Source organism: uncultured Traorella sp., from assembly GCF_944327115.1.
In the GTDB taxonomy this organism is placed as follows: Bacteria; Bacillota_I; Bacilli_A; order Erysipelotrichales; family Erysipelotrichaceae; genus Traorella.
This window is the reverse complement of sequence record NZ_CALVGS010000133.1, coordinates 1-17678: the sequence shown is the minus strand read 5'-3', so window position 1 is coordinate 17678 and position 17678 is coordinate 1. Positions and strand designations below refer to the sequence as shown.

Below are 17678 nucleotides of genomic sequence, written 5' to 3'. Positions count from 1 at the left end.
TTTTTTTCAAACAATGCTAATAAAATCATCAGCGCAAGAAATATCAATACTCCAAGCTCAATTACGATAATAAATTCAAATTCTGGCATATTGCTCACCAAATAAATACAGATGATCGCTGAAGTCTATTATTTATAGCTTGGATAAGTACCTTGTCGATCAAGGATAAAACATATACACTGATACTACGATTCATTTCTTTCATGCTGCCTCCTTTACAAAATTATAGTAAGTCGGTAAATAAATGAAACAAAAAATCTTTTTATGTAAGTCCTTTCACCTTTTTATATTATAATATTTTATATACATCGTCAACAATACATAGATCCTATATGCATACATTTACATCAATCACGATTTATAATATCTCTTTTGTCATAAATTTCCTAAAATATACCTAAAAAAAGTACCTTCAAATGAAAGTACTTTTTCAGTCATTTATTTATTGCGAATTGCTGCCTGTGCAGCCGCTAAACGGGCAATTGGTACACGGAACGGTGAACAAGAAACATATGTCAATCCTAAACGATGACAGAAATCAATCGAACTAGGGTCACCGCCATGCTCACCGCAAATACCTAATTTGATATCCGGGCGAGTCTTTCTTCCGCCTTCAGCTGCCATCTTGATCAGTTTTCCAACACCTTTCTGGTCAATACGGGCAAACGGATCTTGCTCATAGATCTTCTTATCATAGTAATCCTTCAAGAATCCGCCGGCATCATCTCTTGAGAAACCGAAGGTCATCTGTGTCAAATCGTTCGTTCCGAATGAGAAGAATTCAGCTTCTTCAGCAATTTCATCCGCCAATAAAGCAGCACGTGGAATTTCGATCATCGTTCCAACTTTATAATCTAAGCGAACTCCATTTTTCTCCATGATTTCTTCGGCTTTCTTCACAACGATATTCTTGACAAACTTAAGCTCTGCCTTATCACCAACAAGAGGAATCATGATTTCCGGATGTACATCAAATTCAGGATGCTTCTTATTGACATTGATCGCTGCCTGAATCACGGCTTCCGTCTGCATTTCGGCAATCTCAGGATAGCTGACAGCCAAACGGCAGCCACGATGACCCATCATCGGGTTAAACTCATGCAGAGAAACAACGACATTCTTCAATTCTTCAAATGTCATCTTCATTTCATCAGCCAAAGCAGCAATTTCTTCATCCGTATTCGGAAGGAATTCATGCAGAGGCGGATCTAAGTAACGAATCGTTACCGGAAGACCCTGCATCACTTCATAAATTGCTTCAAAGTCACCCTGCTGCATCGGCAGGATCTTTGCCAGTGCAGTACGGCGCTGTTCTTCCGTCTTAGAAACGATCATTTCACGAACCGCTTTGATACGGTCGCCTTCAAAGAACATATGCTCGGTACGAACCAGACCGATACCTTCAGCACCAAACTCAACAGCCTGTTTCGCATCTCTCGGTGTATCCGCATTCGTTCTTACTTGCAGCTTACGCGTATTGTCAGCCCAAGTCATAAATCTTTCAAAATAACCGCTGATCGTTGCCGGAACAGTCTTAACCGCTTCACCATAAACATTTCCTGTAGAACCGTCAAGTGAGATCCAGTCTTTTTCATGATATGTCACACCATCTACTGTGAACGTCTTGGCTTCTTCATTGATCTTAACGGCATCACAGCCGGATACGCAGCAAGTACCCATACCACGGGCAACTACTGCGGCATGACTTGTCATACCACCGCGAACCGTCAGGATACCTTCGCTCGCAGCCATGCCCTGAATATCCTCCGGACTTGTTTCTAAACGAACCAGGACGACTTTTTCACCATTGGCATGAGCAGCAATGGCATCTTCTGCTGTGAAATATACCTGTCCCGCTGCAGCTCCCGGTGAAGCAGCAAGACCTCTTGCAATCACTTTCGCCTTCTTTAACTCATCAGCATCAAACTGTGGATGTAACAACGCATCCAGCTGCTTTGGATCCACCTTCATCAACGCTTCTTCCTCATTGATCAAGCCTTCATCCACCAGATCACAGGCAATCTTCAATGCTGCGGCAGCCGTACGCTTACCGCTGCGTGTCTGAAGCATATACAGATTTCCGTTTTCAATCGTAAATTCCATATCCTGCATATCTTTATAATGATTTTCCAAAATTCCACAAATTTCCACGAACTGCTCATACGCATGAGGAGCTACTTCCTTCAGCTTGTCAATCGTCTGAGGTGTACGAACACCAGCAACAACATCCTCACCCTGCGCATTCATCAAAAATTCTCCAAACAGCTTCTTCTCTCCCGTGGCCGGATTACGGGTAAAGGCAACACCTGTACCACAGTCATTTCCCATATTACCGAAGACCATCGACTGAACATTGACAGCCGTTCCCCAAGAGGACGGGATATCGTTAACTTTACGATAATAAATCGCACGTTCATTATTCCAGCTCTTAAACACCGCTTCAACAGCCTTGATCAGCTGCGTGCGAGGATCCGTTGGAAAATCATCATGAAGCTGTTCACGATAAAATTCCTTAAACTTAGAAACCATTTCCTTCATTTCATCAGCATTCAGATCAGAATCCAGCTGTACGCCGCGTTCAGCCTTGATCTCATCAATGATCGTTTCAAAACGAGCTTTAGACAATCCCATGACAACATCCGCAAACATCTGAATGAAGCGTCTGTAAGAATCATAGGCAAAGCGCGGATTATTCGTCTTTGCGGCAATCGTTTCCACGACCTCATCATTGATACCCAAATTCAGAATCGTATCCATCATACCAGGCATACTAGCTCTGGCACCGGAACGCACGGATACCAACAAAGGATTATCCTTATCCCCTAATTTTTTTCCGGTTTTCTTTTCTAATTCACCTAACGCTTCAAAGATTTCTTTCTGAATCTCATCATGGATTTGTTCTCCGTCATCATAGTAACGGTTACAAGCTTCCGTCGTCACCGTAAAGCCAAAAGGAACCGGCATTCCAAGCTTCGTCATTTCCGCCAGGTTCGCTCCCTTTCCTCCAAGAAGCTCACGCATTTGACCATTACCTTCAGAGAACAGATAAACATATTTTGTCATTAAAAATTCCTCCTAGTAATATGTAATCGCTTACCAACATATTATAGCTTTTTTTTTCTTAATTGACTAGTCTAAACTATAAATAATTCAAATCCGGTTGACAAAACCAAATCTCAATAGTATAACAACATCACAAAAGGAGTTTATATGAAACATTCAAACAACATTGAACATCAAATATCTATCCGACAATTCAAAGCCTTATCCCTTGTAATACTTTCAAGCTTTCTTTCAGCAGTTGCAGTACAGGGATTCGTGGAAACGGCCCATCTCTATCCATCCGGTTTTTTGGGGATCGCTGTTTTGATCAATCGTCTTTCTTTAAAATTTTTACATTTTGATCTTTCATTCAACCTTCTGTATCTGATATTGAATCTGGCTTCTATTTTTCTGGTAAGAAAGGTAGCCGGCAAAAAGTTTCTTCTCTATTCAGGACTGCAGTTTGTTCTCGTTTCTTTTTTCATTACCCTGATTCCCCGTTTTTCTCTTGTCGATGATCCGCTGCTTCTCAGCCTTTTCGGAGGTGTCATTGCCGGTTTTTCAAGTTTATTGGCCTTACAGGCAAATGCCAGCAGCGGCGGCATGGATTTCATTGCGATTTATATGTCACACAAATACAATAAGCCCTTTTGGAATCAGATCATGCTCTTCAATATCCTCATCTTGATCATTGCCGGCATTTATTTTGGCTTTTATGATGCCTTCTATTCCATGATCTATCAGTTTGCAGCCACCTACATCATCAATAATCTTCATGACCGTTATAAGCTTGTTTCCTTGCGCCTGATTACATCTAAACCTGAAGAAATCAGCAATCTGATATTTAAGATGACCCAGCATGGTGCTACCCAACTCTATGCCCAGGGCGCATATACAAAAGAAGAAAAGACCATGCTGATCCTTGTCTGCAATTCCTTTGAGGTCAATGAGCTCGCATCACAGGCCCAGCTCATTGATCCCCAGATATTCATCACTGTATCGAAGACCGAACAGATCATCGGTAACTATGAACAAAAAAATATCGAATAAAAGACTGCAGCCAGATATTGACTTATCTGAATGCAGTCTTTTTTTAAAATAAGGACATTTGATTTTCTTCCTGAAGATCTTTTAATACGCCCATGCTTTCCAATTTTTTGATGTGGGTTCCATTCAAAGAAGTACGTGCCATCAGATCCTGTTTTGATAAGAATGGACGTTTTTCTCTTTCTTCAACAACCGTTTCCGCAACGTTGCTTCCCAATCCATCAATCGTCGTAAATGGCGGTATGATCGTATTCTTATGATCCGGATCTACGATAAAAGTGCTTGCCTGTGAGCGATTCAGATCGATATTGCCGATCCGATAACCGCGCAATACCATTTCCAAAGCCAGTTCCAAGGTTGAATAAATATCTTTTTCTTTTTTAGATACTTCATTTTTATATTCATTGGAATTCATCTTTTGGGCAATTTCATTCATTCTTGAACGAATCATGTTTTCACCGGCAATCATCGTTTCAATTTCATAGGCATCACAGCGAATCGAAAAGAACATGCAGTAATAATATAAAGGCTGATGGACTTTAAACCAGGCAATACGCACCGCCATCATGACATAGGCAACCGCATGGGCTTTCGGGAACATGTATTTGATCTTTAGACAGCTGTCAATATACCAAGGATCGATATTATATTCCTTCTTGCTCATTTCCTCTTTCCACTCATCCTTCAAGCCTTTACCTTTACGAACGCTTTCCATGATCGTAAAAGCCAGCTTCGCAGGAAGTCCCTTATGAAGCAGATACACCATGATATCATCACGACATCCGATAACATTCTTCAATGTACACTGACCGCTGTCGATCAGATCCTTGGCATTATTCAGCCAGACATCCGTACCATGAGAAAGACCGGAAATACGTACCAGTTCATCAAAAGTCGTAGGTTTGGTCAATTCCAGGATACCGCGGACAAACGGTGTACCAAACTCCGGAATACCGGCAGCTCCCGTAACTTCTGTATTTTTAGAGGTATCAATATGTAAACTTTCGACACTTGAGAAAATTTTCATCGTTTCCGGATCATTCATCGGAATCGTTTTCGGATCGATCCCGCTTTGTTCTTCCAATAGCTTCATCGCTGTCGGATCGACATGACCGAGAATATCAAATTTCAAAAGATTGTCATGGATATCATGGAATTCAAAATGGGTCGTTTTCCAATCGGCAAATGGGTTATTCGCCGGATACTGTACCGGTGTGAAATCATGAACATCAAATTCATTCGGTACGACAAGGATACCTCCCGGATGCTGTCCGGTCGTACGCTTGACCCCGTCACAGCCCTTCGCCAAATGAAGGATCTGTGCCTGACGCATCTGCCCCTCAATGCCCATTTCTTCTTCATACCCCTTCACATAACCAAAGGCCGTCTGCTGGGCAACCGTACCAATCGTACCCGCTCTAAATACATGGTCTTCACCAAAAACTTCTTTAAGATAATTATGGGCTCGCGGCTGATAGTCACCCGAGAAGTTCAAATCAATATCAGGAACCTTGTCCCCTTCAAATCCCAGAAAGGTTTCAAACGGGATATCCTGTCCGTCACCACGAATGATCTCACCGCAATTCGGACATTTCTTATCCGGCAGATCAAAGCCACTGGCAACTGAACCGTCAGTAAAAAACTCGACATAATGACATTTTGGACAAACATAATGAGGTGCCAATGGATTAACCTCTGTGATATTGGCCATGGTCGCCACAAAGCTGCTGCCGACAGAACCTCGGCTTCCGACCATATAGCCATCTTCCAGACTCTTCTTCACCAACAGATGTGAAATATAGTAAACCACATAAAAACCATGTCCGATGATCGAATCCAGTTCACGCTTCAAGCGGTCCTCAACGATCTTCGGAAGCGGATTGCCATATTTTTTATACGCATTTTCATAACAGATTTCTGCCAGCTTCTTATCTGAATTTTCCATCTTAGGCGGGAAAAGCGTATCATAGACCCGATTGATCTTTTCAATCTGATCGGCAATCAGATTCGTATTTTCGACAACGATCTCATAAGCCTTCTTCTCATCTAACCAGTTAAAGCATTCCAGCATTTCATTCGTGCTTCTGAAATGCTGATCCGGATTGATCGTCGTTCTGCGGCGCTGGGCATCATAGATATATAAAGGATGACGTTTGCCTCCGATCGCTTGCGAATTGATATAGATATCACGGATTTTCTTTTGCGATGGCTCTACATAATGACAATCACCCGTCGCAACGACCAATTTTCCCAACTCATCCGCCGCTGCAATGATACCCGATAAGATCTCTTTTAAGCGATCCTGGCTGGCAATCGTATTCCTTTCGATCAAAAAGCGATAATTTTCTAATGGCTGAATTTCTATAAAATCATAGAAAGAAACGACTTTTTTCAATTGCTCTTCATTACGGGTATGAGCGATCTCAAACACTTCGCCATTGCTGCAGGCACTGCCCAATAAAAGGTTTTCCCTTCTTTCCTCGATCTCTCTTCGAAAGATACGCGGTTCGGCGACAATATTCGCACTGCTTTTGCCATTATAAGCCAAATGCTTCGTATGAGATAAGGTAATCAGTTCAAACAAAGATTTCAGTCCTGCCTTATTTTTCGCAAAGACAACGATATGCTTTACCCTTACCTTAGAAAAACAGGCTTCTGTATAATAATGAGACAGCTCATTTAAGGTCTTTACATCTTTGAGTTCATTCAGCATATTCAAATAAACATCACTCAGCACCTGCGCATCATAATCAGCACGGTGAGCAACCTCTTCATCATATTTGATATTATAGATACGGGCAACATTGCCAAGACGGTGGGCCTTGCGATCCGCGTGCATCGAATAAGACAGATCCAAGGTATCAATCACCGGATTTTCCAATGGCTTCCGGCCGATACGGATCAGTGAATCATTGATAAAGTTTACGTCAAAAGAAGCATTATGAGCCACCAATACCCGATCTCCAATAAATTCTAAGATTTTATCAGCAGCTTCTTCAAAAGGCAAAGCATTTGCCAGATCATCTTCCGTGATATTTGTCAAATTGGTCGTAAAAGCACTTAAAGCAACAGGAGGCTTGATAAACATCTGTAATTTGTCTTTTACTTCACGATTTTCAACGATGACACCACCAAATTCGATGATATGATCATAACGGCTCGATAAGCCGGTCGTTTCAAGGTCAAAGATACAATAGCTCGCTTCTTCCAGCTTCGTATCATTCGGATGGGTCACGATGTTCAATTCAGGATCGACCATATTCATCTCAACCCCATACAGCATCTTGATCGGATGCTCTCTTCCCTTATTGATCTTTTCCAGGTAACGCTGGGCCTTTGGAAAATCCTGTACGACCAGATGATCCGTGATCGCTAAAGCCGTATGGTTCCATGCTGCTGCCTGATCGATATACTGGGAAATATCACTGACCCCATCCATTTCTGAAAGCTTGGTATGCAGATGAAGCTCGACCCTTTTCTTTTCGGCAGTATCTTCACGCATTTTTTTCTCGATCACTTCTATTCTGTCCGGCATAAAAACAAGAGTGCGCAAATAAGAGTCATCGACCACTCTTCCATAGGCACGGATTCGCTGACCTACCTTTAGCTGGTTCATCTCTTCTTCGCTTAAACGCGCTCCTGAAAAACGTTTCATGACGATCGCATCGTCATCGTCTGCCAGATAAACGCTTTGCAACATGCTCTTTCCTACCGGACGCATCTCGATTTCAAAGATATCTCCCCATATCTCTACATTTTCACAGGCTTCATGAATTTCATGAAGCGTAAGCGGCAGATATGTTTTTTTACCTCGTGGGACATAACTCTTTTTTTCCTTAGGAGCTTCAGGTGTATAAGTAACTTTCGGTGCTTTTACCTTTTTCACCTCTTCAATCAAAACAGCTGTTTCCTTTTCCTCTTCAAGCTTTAAACCTGCTTTTTTCAGCCATTCCTGAAGCACGTAAAAATCTTCTGTCTGCTCCTCGCTGATCTTCATCTTTCCTTCGTGAATCTCATTATGCAGATGCAAGTGATTTAAAATGATGCACTCATCCGCATATTCCTTTAAAAGCCCATCCTCCATGCTCATGTTCAAAACAGAGATTTCCATCTCTACGCTGCATTTGAGATGCTTCATCAGGCGGTCCTTCAACATGCGCCATATTTGAAAAGGAAGCGGCTTTTCAAGCTTCAGATAGACACAAAGCTTTTGGCTGCTTTTATAATAAACGGGCTTCTCCATTTTTGCTTGTTGAAAATAAGAGCTTTCTTCTTCCATTTTCAGCTGTTTCAACAGATACTCAATATTCATGAAAATCTCCTTTCTAAAAAAATGGCTATTTCACCATTTTCTCAAAAGCATCCTTTGCTGCTGCCTGCTCAGCTTTTTTCTTGGAAGGACCCTTACCCTTGCCAAGAATGATATCATCCATCTTTACGATTACTTCAAATACCGGCTGATTATTCGGGCCCTCCATATGAATGACCTCATAATTGACGGTCCTGCGGGCATCTGCCTGCACATATTCCTGGAGCTTGGTCTTATAATCAATGAGATTTTCAGCCTTAGGCGCCAAAATATGCGGTGTGATCACGCTCTCCAATACCTTGCAGACATTATCAAAGCCGCTATCCAGATACAATGCCCCGATAAATGCCTCAAACATATCCGCCATGATCGATTCACGTTCACGACCTCCGGTCTTTTCTTCACCGACTCCCAGCAATAAAAACTGATTCAGCTTCAATTCCCGTGTATATTGTGCCAAAGCTGCTTCACTGACAAGCTGCGCACGCAATGTCGTCATATGCCCCTCATCCAATGGCGGCTGAAGCTCGAAAAGCTTTCTGGCCGACCATACCTGCAAGACAGCATCTCCCATAAATTCCAATCGCTCATTATCGCTTTTAAAAGTACGATGTTCATTCACATATGATGAATGAACAAACGCATTCTGTATCAGATTTTTATCATTTACCTCGATATTTCTTTCTTTAAGCCAGTCGAATATTTCCATATTTCCTCCATGTTCCCCCATTATATCATATTTTAATCAAGATATTTATTTTCTAAAGTATATTTTTCGCAAATCTTTTTCAAGCCTGGATAATCCTCAATATGTTTTACAATTTCCACCGCATCCTCACGGGCACTGTTCAAAATATTGGAATCCTGAACAAGATCTCCCAATATAAAGCTTGGCAATCCGCTTTGACGCTTGCCGAGGATATCTCCCGGACCCCGCATCTTCAGATCATAAAAAGAAAGCTCAAAGCCGTCATGACATTCCTCCAGCTTTTTAAGGCGGGCAATGCTTTCTTCATCCTTCGTATCACTTAAAAGGTAACAGATTCCCTGACGTTCACCCCGCCCCACACGTCCGCGAAGCTGATGGATCTGGCTCAAACCAAAACGGTGGGCATCATAGATCACCATGATATTCGCATCTTTCACATCGACACCGACTTCAATGACGCTGGTAGCAACTAAGATATCCAGCTCATGAGCAAGAAAACGATTCATGACTGCATCTTTTTCTTCACTTTTCATCTGACCGTGAAGAAGTCCGATGCGATATCCCTTTAAGATTTTACACATTCCTTCATATATTGAAATGACGCTGCTCATCTTATAATCTTCATTTTCTTCGATGCTGGGACAAACCACATAACACTGTTCACCTGCATCGATCTTCATAAGCACATCCTTTAAGATCGGTTTCATGCTTTTTGAAGCAATATAATACGTCTGAGTGACATTCCTTCCCTTTGGATATTCTCTGATCGTTGAAACATCCAGATCACCATAAATAGAAGAAGCCAACGTTCGCGGGATCGGCGTCGCACTCATTAAAAGCATATCGACCTTTTTCCCTTTATTTAACAGTTTTCTGCGTTGTTCCACACCAAAGCGATGCTGCTCATCCGTGATCACCAAACCCAGATCCGCATAATGGACATCGTCCTGAAAAAGCGCATGCGTTCCGACGAGGATATCCAATTGTCCTTTAGTAAGCTTTTCTAAGATCTCTTCTTTTTCACTTTTCTTCAAAGAAGAACAGTAGAGCCGCAAGCGTACACCAAAGCCTTCATAGACCTTCGAAAGAGTGGCCAGATGCTGTTTCGCCAGGATCTCTGTCGGAGCCATAAAAGCCACCTGCTTATGCGCACAGACACAAGCATAAGCGGCAAAAGCCGCAACCAGCGTTTTTCCACAGCCGACATCTCCCTGAAGCAAGCGCATCATGCACGTCGAAGCATGCAGATCATGTAAGATCTCATCAATGCATGACTTCTGATCACCGGTCAGTTCAAAGGAAAGATTACGTGCCAGCTCATATACCTCATCATTTGAAAACTCCTTACCTACACCCTGAATTTTCATATTTTCACTGCGGCTGATCTGCATACAGCACTGAAAAATCAAAAATTCCTCATACTTCAGTGTCCGAAGCGCCTGGACAAGCGCATGCCGGGTCTTCGGCTTATGAATGAAATAAAGAGCTTCCCTTCTTGGCAATAGCTTATATTTCAAGCGGTATTCCTCCGGAATCCGCTCTTCGATCTTATCTGAGCATACCTCCAAGGCCTTATCGACCAGCTTGATCCAATCCTTCTGGGATAATGCCTGCGTCGTGGAATAAACGCTTTGCAAGCCCAGCTGCGATTCAATCGGCATTGAATTAACATTTGTCAGGGTAATCTTATTGCCTCCCTGATAAATACCGCTGATCGTCAAGGTCTTGCCGACAGGAAAGATATTTGTCCATGGACGATTAAAGATACTGCAAAAAAATTCTTCATCATCGATCATCATTGAAAAACGGGTCATGCTTTTCTTGCCCCCCAAACGAATGACACGGGCAGATGAACAGATGACACCGCTTGTAAAAATCTTTTCATTGATCTTCCATTCACTTATCGGCTTACGTTCATGTTCCTCATAACGAAAAGGATAATGCGTCAATATATCCTCAACACTTTCGATTCCCATGGTCTTTAAGATTTCAATTTTTTTTGGCGTTGTGATCTCTTTTAATTCCATGCGGATATTATAGCACAAAATCAGCCAAACAGTGAGAGCTGACGTACTTCTTTTTTATGAGATCTGATCAGCTTCACGATATCCTCCATTTGATAAAGGATCCCTCTTTTTAAACATTCCTCTTTCAACAGCTCATAATTTTCACGCCATTTTAACGATTCACAGTGATAGCGATTGCCATAGATACGCTGATATTGATAAGAAAGGCCCGGATAAAGTTCCTCTAATTTTTTATAATAATGATCCCGCTGATTCTGCCGCAATGTGACTCCCATATACGTCATGATATAATCCGCATGACACAAGTGGGCCATTTCGATGATTTTTAAAATATTTTCTTTGCTGTCCGTAATAAACGGTAAAACAGGATTCATGATGATGCCGCATATCAGACCTGCTTCCTTACATCTTCGCACAGCCTCAAACCGTTTTGACGATACGGCAACATGTGGTTCAATTTTTAAAGAACATTCATCAGAAGCACTCGTGATCGTAAAATTAACGACCGTTGTCATATTTTCATGAATTCTTTTCAAAAGCTCCAAATCTTCCAGTATCAGATCACTTTTTGTCGTAATTCCCGCACCAAAACCATAACGCTCGATAAGCATGAGCGCCTCTCTTGTCAGATGAACCTCTTTTTCAAAGGGATTATAAGGATCGGACATGGCTCCCATCCCAATGATGCCCCTGCTTTTTTTATGACGCAGCTCCTTTTCAAGGATCAAAGCGGCATCCTTTTTACCTCGGACCACATCAAAGCGGTCGATCCGATAACACTGACTTCTCGAATCACAATAGATACAGCCATGACAACAGCCCTTATACAGATTCAGATTATAATCAAAACCAAACCATTCTTCAGGACATTTATTTTTAGAAAGAAGGCTTTTTGCTTCTATCCACTCCATGCTTACTCCAAAAATGACGCATCGATCACCCGATCGGTAATTTCATGTATATAATCTAAAGAAACCACATTGCCATCATAGCCATTTAATACATGCTTGGAAGCCAGTTCATCCGTATAATCGGAAACCTTATAGGATTTATAATTATAGCGTTCAGCATTGATATTGGCGGCATTCCCTTCAAAATGAATCATCAGCGGCACCCATCTTACATGATCGATATAAATATCATCCTCTTCCTTCACAAAGTCAAATTGGATCATACCACCGATCGCATTATTCGTCGTCAGCATACCACCGATAAAATTCCCTAACGAATATACCACCAGCGTCCGATTTCCCATCTCACCGCTCACCCACTCAACAGGCTGGATCACATGCGGATGGGTACCAATGACCACATCAACGCCCAGATCGGCAAATAACTGCGCATAATGACGTTGAAAGCTATTCGGAACAAACGAATTCTCATCACCCCAATGTGCACTCACGATGACAACATCACTGATTTCCTTTGCCCGTTGTACATCACTTGTAATCTGTGCATCATCAAAATAAGAAACTTCATAGGAATACTCCGGCCGGATACCGTTGGTGCCATAGGTATAAGCTAAAAAACTAAAAGTAATGCCTTTGACCTCAAACGTTGGAATCGTATCATAAGCTTCTTGTGACGTATAAGCACCATCAACGACCATCCCTTTCACAGAAGAAAAGGTATTCAATTCATTGACAATACCGGACAATCCTCGATCCAACGTATGATTTGTTGCCAGATTGACCAGATTAAAACCACTTTCTTTTAAGTCAGAAGCAATTTCACTAGGTGAATTAAAGCTCGGATAACCGCTCAATCCCAATTCGCTGCCACCCAGTATTGTTTCCTGATTGATAAAAGCAATATCGCTCTTTCTCATATCATCCGCCACATCCTCATACATCTTCGTAAAATCATAACTGCCATCAGATGTCAATGCATCCAGATACACCGTTTCATGGATCAGATTATCCCCGACTCCCGAAAAAGAAACAACTGTGATCGGACTTGGCTCATAAACACAGACAAGCGGATCCTGATCTTCATTTTTTGTTGAACAAGCCAGCAGCAGAAAAGCTGCCAGCACCATGCTTACTTTCTTCATAACTTCCTCACTTTCGTGCTAAATATTCTTCAAGGCACCAATTGTTCTCATACATGATCGCTGCGGCTTCTGCACCGACATAACGCAGATGCCAGCTTTCATAGCCATAGCGGGTTATCTCTTGCTTATCTTCAGGATAACGCAAAATAAAGCCAAAACGATGCATATTTTCTAAGATCCATGGATAGGCTTCATGATTTTCAATATCCGTATAACGAATGTGATCAAAGGTAATATCTACCGCTAAACCACTGTTATGCTCGCTCTGTCCGGGGCGGGCATAGAATTGATCGGTTCTTTCCTGCCCATAGATCGGCAAATAATAATTATATAAATCTTTTTGATACTGATAAGAGCGATAAGCGGCAATCGCCACGATCCCAATGCCCTTTTCCTCCAAGGCACTCTCGACAAACCGTTCAAAAGCTTCTTCCGCTTCCTGACGCAAGACTACCTGATCCATCATTGTACATGAATAATCAATTCCTTGCGTACAGACATATTTGACATGGACCATATCATCAGGAACATATCCTTCCGGCAGCGCATTGAATTTATTCACCAGCAAGGTCATGTCAGAAAAATCATTGACAATGGAAATCATTTCAAATGGTTTTAGATCCATATTCATGTTTACATTCAATACCCTTTCTTCATAGCTGCCTTCAGCTTTTAAATAACGTTCAAGATTTTCTTCCCTGAAATAAGGAATCGCACTGTAACCCTCTACATCTTCATCACTCAATCCTCTTTCCAAAAGAAAATTCACATGTGACGAAGAAGTCAGATCCATCCGGCAATAATCTTCGATATATCCTTTTTGAAAAGCTTCCTCATCCAGCATCAGCTGCAGTGAAGCAACCTGCTCACAGTTATTTTCCGCAAATTCCAACACATCCTCCTCACGAAGGATCTCTTGTTGTTTTTCTGTATAATGACTCTGTTTGATCTGACATCCGCTTATAAACAGACATAAAATCAAAAAAAATATTTTCTTCATGTTCTCTCTCCTGAATTCATTATATCATAAACATTCTCATAAATTCATTGAAATTATATCACTTTGCCATGTATAATAAATAAGTGCGAGGTAATGAACATGAATTATGATATTTTGATTATTGGTGCCGGTCCCGGCGGTATTTTCTCTTGTTATGAACTGGTAAAAAAAAGAGCGGATCTAAAGATTGCAGTATTTGAAACGGGCAATCCCCTTGAAAAAAGAAAATGTCCGATCGATGGCAAGAAAATCAAATCCTGTATCAACTGTAAGACCTGTGCCATCATGAATGGATTTGGTGGTGCCGGTGCCTTCAGCGATGGCAAATACAACATCACGAATCAATTTGGCGGTGATCTATATGAATACATCGGTAAAAAAGAAGCGATCGATCTCATGCATTATGTCGATGAGATCAACACATCCCATGGCGGTCAAAACACCCGTCTTTATTCAACAGCCAATACACGTTTGAAAAAAATCTGTTTGCAGAATGATCTTCATCTATTAGATGCCAGCGTCCGTCATTTAGGAACCGATATTAATTATATCGTCTTAAAAAATCTCTATGAAGAATTAAAAGATCATGTCGATTTCTATTTCAACAGCAAAGTGGATGAGGTCCATCATCTGGATGACGGCTATGAGATCATCACTAACGCACAAAGCTATGTTGGCAAGCAATGTATCATTTCTACCGGCAGAAGCGGTTCCAAATGGATGCAATCCATCTGTGATCATTTAAATATCAAGACCAAATCAAATCGTGTAGATATCGGTGTCCGCGTTGAGCTTCCTTATGAAGTATTCTCTCATCTGACGGATGAATTATATGAGAGCAAGATCGTATATCGTACCAAAAAATTTCAGGATAAGGTAAGAACCTTCTGTATGAATCCGAAAGGTGTCGTCGTTAATGAAAATACAAACGGTATCGTGACCGTCAATGGTCATAGCTATAACGATCCGGCTCTTTATACCGAAAATACAAATTTTGCCCTTTTGGTATCCAACCATTTCACAGAACCTTTTAAAAGCTCAAATGAATACGGAGAAAGCATTGCCCGTCTATCCAATATGCTTGGCGGCGGCGTCATCGTTCAGCGCTTTGGCGATCTCATCCGTGGTCAGCGGTCAACACCTTCCAGAATTGAAAGCTCCTTTCTGACACCTACCCTTTCCGCAACACCGGGCGATCTGAGCCTGGTCATTCCTAAACGCCAATTAGATGACATCATCGAAATGATCCACGCGTTAGATAAAGTAGCACCGGGTACTGCCAGTGATGATACGCTTTTATATGGTGTTGAAGTCAAATTCTATAATATGCAGGTAGAAATCAATGAAAATCTGGAAACCTGTCATAAGGGATTATTCGTCATCGGCGACTGTTCAGGAGTAACACACTCCCTTTCCCATGCTTCAGCCAGCGGCGTTTATGTTGCCCGCTATATCTGTGATCATTTAAAATAAACCTGAGTTCAAGCTCAGGTTTATTTTAATTTATTATGAATGAAAGTGTAAGCAATGAAACACAAAGCTCCATATAAAACCCAATAATATAAATTATGCAGACCATATCCAAAAGGAAAATGAATCAAAGGTTGAAACGCCAAAATATTATTTAAAATGACAAAAGGATAAAAAAGCAAGATCCAAGTATTCAAATACCAAAAGATACGATTTGCCTCTATTTTATCTTCTTGATTTTTCTGATTCATCATTGCCCAAATATAAAAGACGCAACTCAAGATTATAAGAAGCGGACCTGCCACAAAAGAAGGATAGCTCATATATTCAAACCATAGTGCACATCCGAAAATCAGACCACATAGATTACATGCACTTACGAGCAACACGATCGTTTTAATATTTAGATGTTTTTTTTCTTCTAATTCTTTCCCTAAAACAAGATGATCGATCGATATATCAAAATAAGCACAAAGCTGAATGATTTTATCTAAATCCGGAACGCTTTGGGAGCTTTCCCACTTACTAATAGACTGTCTTGACACACCAATCACTATTGCCAATTCTTCCTGTGACAGACCTTTCTTCTTTCTTAATATGGCAATGCGCTCTCCCATTTGCATAGCATCACTTCCTCCCAGAGAAATTGTAACACTATTAGAAGATTTCTTTCAATCAACTTTTATAACCAAAATGTCAACTGCTGGTTGCATCCATATTTTTTAGTCTTTTTTTGACATGATAAATACCTGCTCATCCATAAACCTGCCATCATAGCGATGATAGGCTTTTTCTAAGTGTTTATAATAGTGAAAGCCACACTTCTCAGCCACTCTTGCTGAGCGAAGATTATCATCAAAACAACAGATGAAAAGATGATCCTGGTGAAGTCTTTCAAAAGCAAACTGACTTACCTGTTTCACAGCTTCGCTCATAAGACCATGACCCCAGTAATCTTTACAAAGTACATATCCAAATTCCAGGCTTCGATCTTTTTTGATCTTAGAAGGATGGAATCCAATCGAACCGATGACCTTGTGATTTTCTTTAAGCTCAATTGCCCATTCTTTTTGATTTATGAATAATTCTATGATTTTTGCGGATTCCTCCAGCGATTCATGAGGCTTCCAGCCGGCCATCGGGCCTACCTCCGGGACACTGGCATATTCATAAAGATCATAAACATCCTCTTTGCGCCATTTTCTTAACAGCAATCGCTCTGTTTCAATCGTTTCGCCAAACAAAAGCTGAGGAAAACGGCTGATATAAAACCGGGCTGCTGAAGATGTTTCTTCCAAATGATATTTTTTAAAGTCATCTTGGATAGAAGATAAGACCATTTGGCGTACTTTAGGACTGATCTCTTCATAACGATGCAAAATCAGTTTTCCATCATCGATCTTCTTTTGAAGCCAGCTTCCCATATCCTTGATTTCAATGATATCGATCACTTTTTCTTCATGTTTGCTGACCACCACATCTTTAATTTTTGTAGGATTGTCCCCCTGTATATCTTCACATACATATAGATATCCCTTCTGACCGCCATAAATGTCCATGAACCCATTTTCATAATATTCCTCATAGACCACCCTTCCCTTGGCATCAAAGCCATAAGGATACCAGTTAAGTGGCTTTGGTAATGCATGTACACAATATAATGCCGCTAACACAGGATTGGTGGAAAAATAAACATAGGCTTTTTCATGTTCACTGACAAAAGGCTTTAATACCTTTAAGCCTGCCTGATTGCTTCCATGGTAATACTTCATGCCTGCTCCTTATAAAGTGATCCAATATCTTTCGATATAATCATTTTCTTCTTTTTCAAAACGTTCATCTTCATAGACCCCACCATTTTTCAAAATCGTTTTTCTTGAAGCCTGATTACTTTTCAAACAAGTAACCAATATCTTCTCCATATTTTTCTCACGACAAACCCCTATCATCTTAGAAAGCATGAGCGTTGCATACCCTTTTCTTCTCTCACCCGGCCGGACACTATAACCAATATGACCACC

The 17678-nt window shown here is 41.1% G+C and carries 12 protein-coding genes; 2 read left to right on the top strand and 10 right to left on the bottom strand.

All coding sequences use genetic code 11. The features are described from left to right. Positions 1 to 438: 438 nt before the first annotated feature. Positions 439 to 3063 (bottom strand): pyruvate, phosphate dikinase, encoded by a 2625-nt coding sequence (ppdK, locus tag Q0K35_RS11395; RefSeq protein WP_294562985.1) that lies wholly within the window; start codon positions 3061 to 3063, stop codon positions 439 to 441. A 147-nt stretch (positions 3064 to 3210) separates the two neighbouring features. On the opposite strand from ppdK, the gene Q0K35_RS11390 reads away from it, so the two are divergent. Next, positions 3211 to 4092, top strand: a complete 882-nt coding sequence (locus tag Q0K35_RS11390) for a YitT family protein (RefSeq protein WP_294562984.1) — start codon at positions 3211 to 3213, stop codon at positions 4090 to 4092. 43 nt (positions 4093 to 4135) lie between these two features. Here the strand turns inward: Q0K35_RS11390 and Q0K35_RS11385 are convergent, their stop codons facing one another. Genes Q0K35_RS11385 through Q0K35_RS11360 form a run of 6 tightly spaced genes read right to left on the bottom strand, consistent with a single transcriptional unit; the run spans position 4136 to position 14187 of the window. Continuing rightward, positions 4136 to 8401, bottom strand: coding sequence for a PolC-type DNA polymerase III (locus Q0K35_RS11385; protein WP_294562983.1), 4266 nt, complete (start codon positions 8399 to 8401; stop codon positions 4136 to 4138). A 25-nt stretch (positions 8402 to 8426) separates the two neighbouring features. Beyond that, the gene (gene rnc, locus Q0K35_RS11380; protein WP_294562982.1) at positions 8427 to 9107 is read right to left on the bottom strand and encodes a ribonuclease III; all 681 of its coding nucleotides are present in this window, start codon (positions 9105 to 9107) and stop codon (positions 8427 to 8429) included. Positions 9108 to 9139: 32 nt separating this feature from the next. Continuing rightward, the gene (recG, locus tag Q0K35_RS11375) at positions 9140 to 11134 is read right to left on the bottom strand and encodes an ATP-dependent DNA helicase RecG (protein WP_294562981.1); all 1995 of its coding nucleotides are present in this window, start codon (positions 11132 to 11134) and stop codon (positions 9140 to 9142) included. Positions 11135 to 11154: 20 nt separating this feature from the next. Beyond that, positions 11155 to 12045 carry a radical SAM protein gene (locus tag Q0K35_RS11370; protein WP_294562980.1) on the bottom strand — a complete coding sequence of 297 codons (891 nt, stop codon included), beginning with the start codon at positions 12043 to 12045 and terminating at the stop codon, positions 11155 to 11157. Positions 12046 to 12047: 2 nt separating this feature from the next. Beyond that, complete coding sequence (locus Q0K35_RS11365; protein ID WP_294562979.1) at positions 12048 to 13187, bottom strand: CapA family protein; 1140 nt, start codon at positions 13185 to 13187, stop codon at positions 12048 to 12050. A 7-nt stretch (positions 13188 to 13194) separates the two neighbouring features. Then, complete coding sequence (locus Q0K35_RS11360) at positions 13195 to 14187, bottom strand: M15 family metallopeptidase (RefSeq protein ID WP_294562978.1); 993 nt, start codon at positions 14185 to 14187, stop codon at positions 13195 to 13197. A 99-nt stretch (positions 14188 to 14286) separates the two neighbouring features. Here Q0K35_RS11360 and Q0K35_RS11355 point away from each other — a divergent pair, with 99 nt between their 5' ends. Further along, a complete protein-coding gene (locus Q0K35_RS11355) occupies positions 14287 to 15660 on the top strand; it encodes an NAD(P)/FAD-dependent oxidoreductase (RefSeq protein ID WP_294562977.1) in 1374 nt (457 codons plus the stop codon). A 20-nt stretch (positions 15661 to 15680) separates the two neighbouring features. Here the strand turns inward: Q0K35_RS11355 and Q0K35_RS11350 are convergent, their stop codons facing one another. The 3 genes from Q0K35_RS11350 to Q0K35_RS11340 all read right to left on the bottom strand — a co-directional run. Further along, the gene (locus Q0K35_RS11350; RefSeq protein WP_294562976.1) at positions 15681 to 16280 is read right to left on the bottom strand and encodes a helix-turn-helix transcriptional regulator; all 600 of its coding nucleotides are present in this window, start codon (positions 16278 to 16280) and stop codon (positions 15681 to 15683) included. A gap of 99 nt (positions 16281 to 16379) precedes the next feature. Beyond that, a complete protein-coding gene (locus Q0K35_RS11345) occupies positions 16380 to 17429 on the bottom strand; it encodes a GNAT family N-acetyltransferase (protein ID WP_294562975.1) in 1050 nt (349 codons plus the stop codon). A gap of 9 nt (positions 17430 to 17438) precedes the next feature. After that, positions 17439 to 17678 (bottom strand): GNAT family N-acetyltransferase (locus Q0K35_RS11340; RefSeq protein WP_294562974.1); only part of this gene is annotated, 240 nt, incomplete at its 5' end.

What these genes read in the sequence shown, in the direction of transcription:
- ppdK (WP_294562985.1), bottom strand. Translation starts at nt 3,063, where the DNA reads ATGACAAAATATGTTTATCTGTTCTCTGAAGGTAATGGTCAAATGCGT.
- Q0K35_RS11390 (WP_294562984.1), top strand. Translation starts at nt 3,211, where the DNA reads ATGAAACATTCAAACAACATTGAACATCAAATATCTATCCGACAATTC.
- Q0K35_RS11385 (WP_294562983.1), bottom strand. Translation starts at nt 8,401, where the DNA reads ATGAATATTGAGTATCTGTTGAAACAGCTGAAAATGGAAGAAGAAAGC.
- rnc (WP_294562982.1), bottom strand. Translation starts at nt 9,107, where the DNA reads ATGGAAATATTCGACTGGCTTAAAGAAAGAAATATCGAGGTAAATGAT.
- recG (WP_294562981.1), bottom strand. Translation starts at nt 11,134, where the DNA reads ATGGAATTAAAAGAGATCACAACGCCAAAAAAAATTGAAATCTTAAAG.
- Q0K35_RS11370 (WP_294562980.1), bottom strand. Translation starts at nt 12,045, where the DNA reads ATGGAGTGGATAGAAGCAAAAAGCCTTCTTTCTAAAAATAAATGTCCT.
- Q0K35_RS11365 (WP_294562979.1), bottom strand. Translation starts at nt 13,187, where the DNA reads ATGAAGAAAGTAAGCATGGTGCTGGCAGCTTTTCTGCTGCTGGCTTGT.
- Q0K35_RS11360 (WP_294562978.1), bottom strand. Translation starts at nt 14,187, where the DNA reads ATGAAGAAAATATTTTTTTTGATTTTATGTCTGTTTATAAGCGGATGT.
- Q0K35_RS11355 (WP_294562977.1), top strand. Translation starts at nt 14,287, where the DNA reads ATGAATTATGATATTTTGATTATTGGTGCCGGTCCCGGCGGTATTTTC.
- Q0K35_RS11350 (WP_294562976.1), bottom strand. Translation starts at nt 16,280, where the DNA reads ATGCAAATGGGAGAGCGCATTGCCATATTAAGAAAGAAGAAAGGTCTG.
- Q0K35_RS11345 (WP_294562975.1), bottom strand. Translation starts at nt 17,429, where the DNA reads ATGAAGTATTACCATGGAAGCAATCAGGCAGGCTTAAAGGTATTAAAG.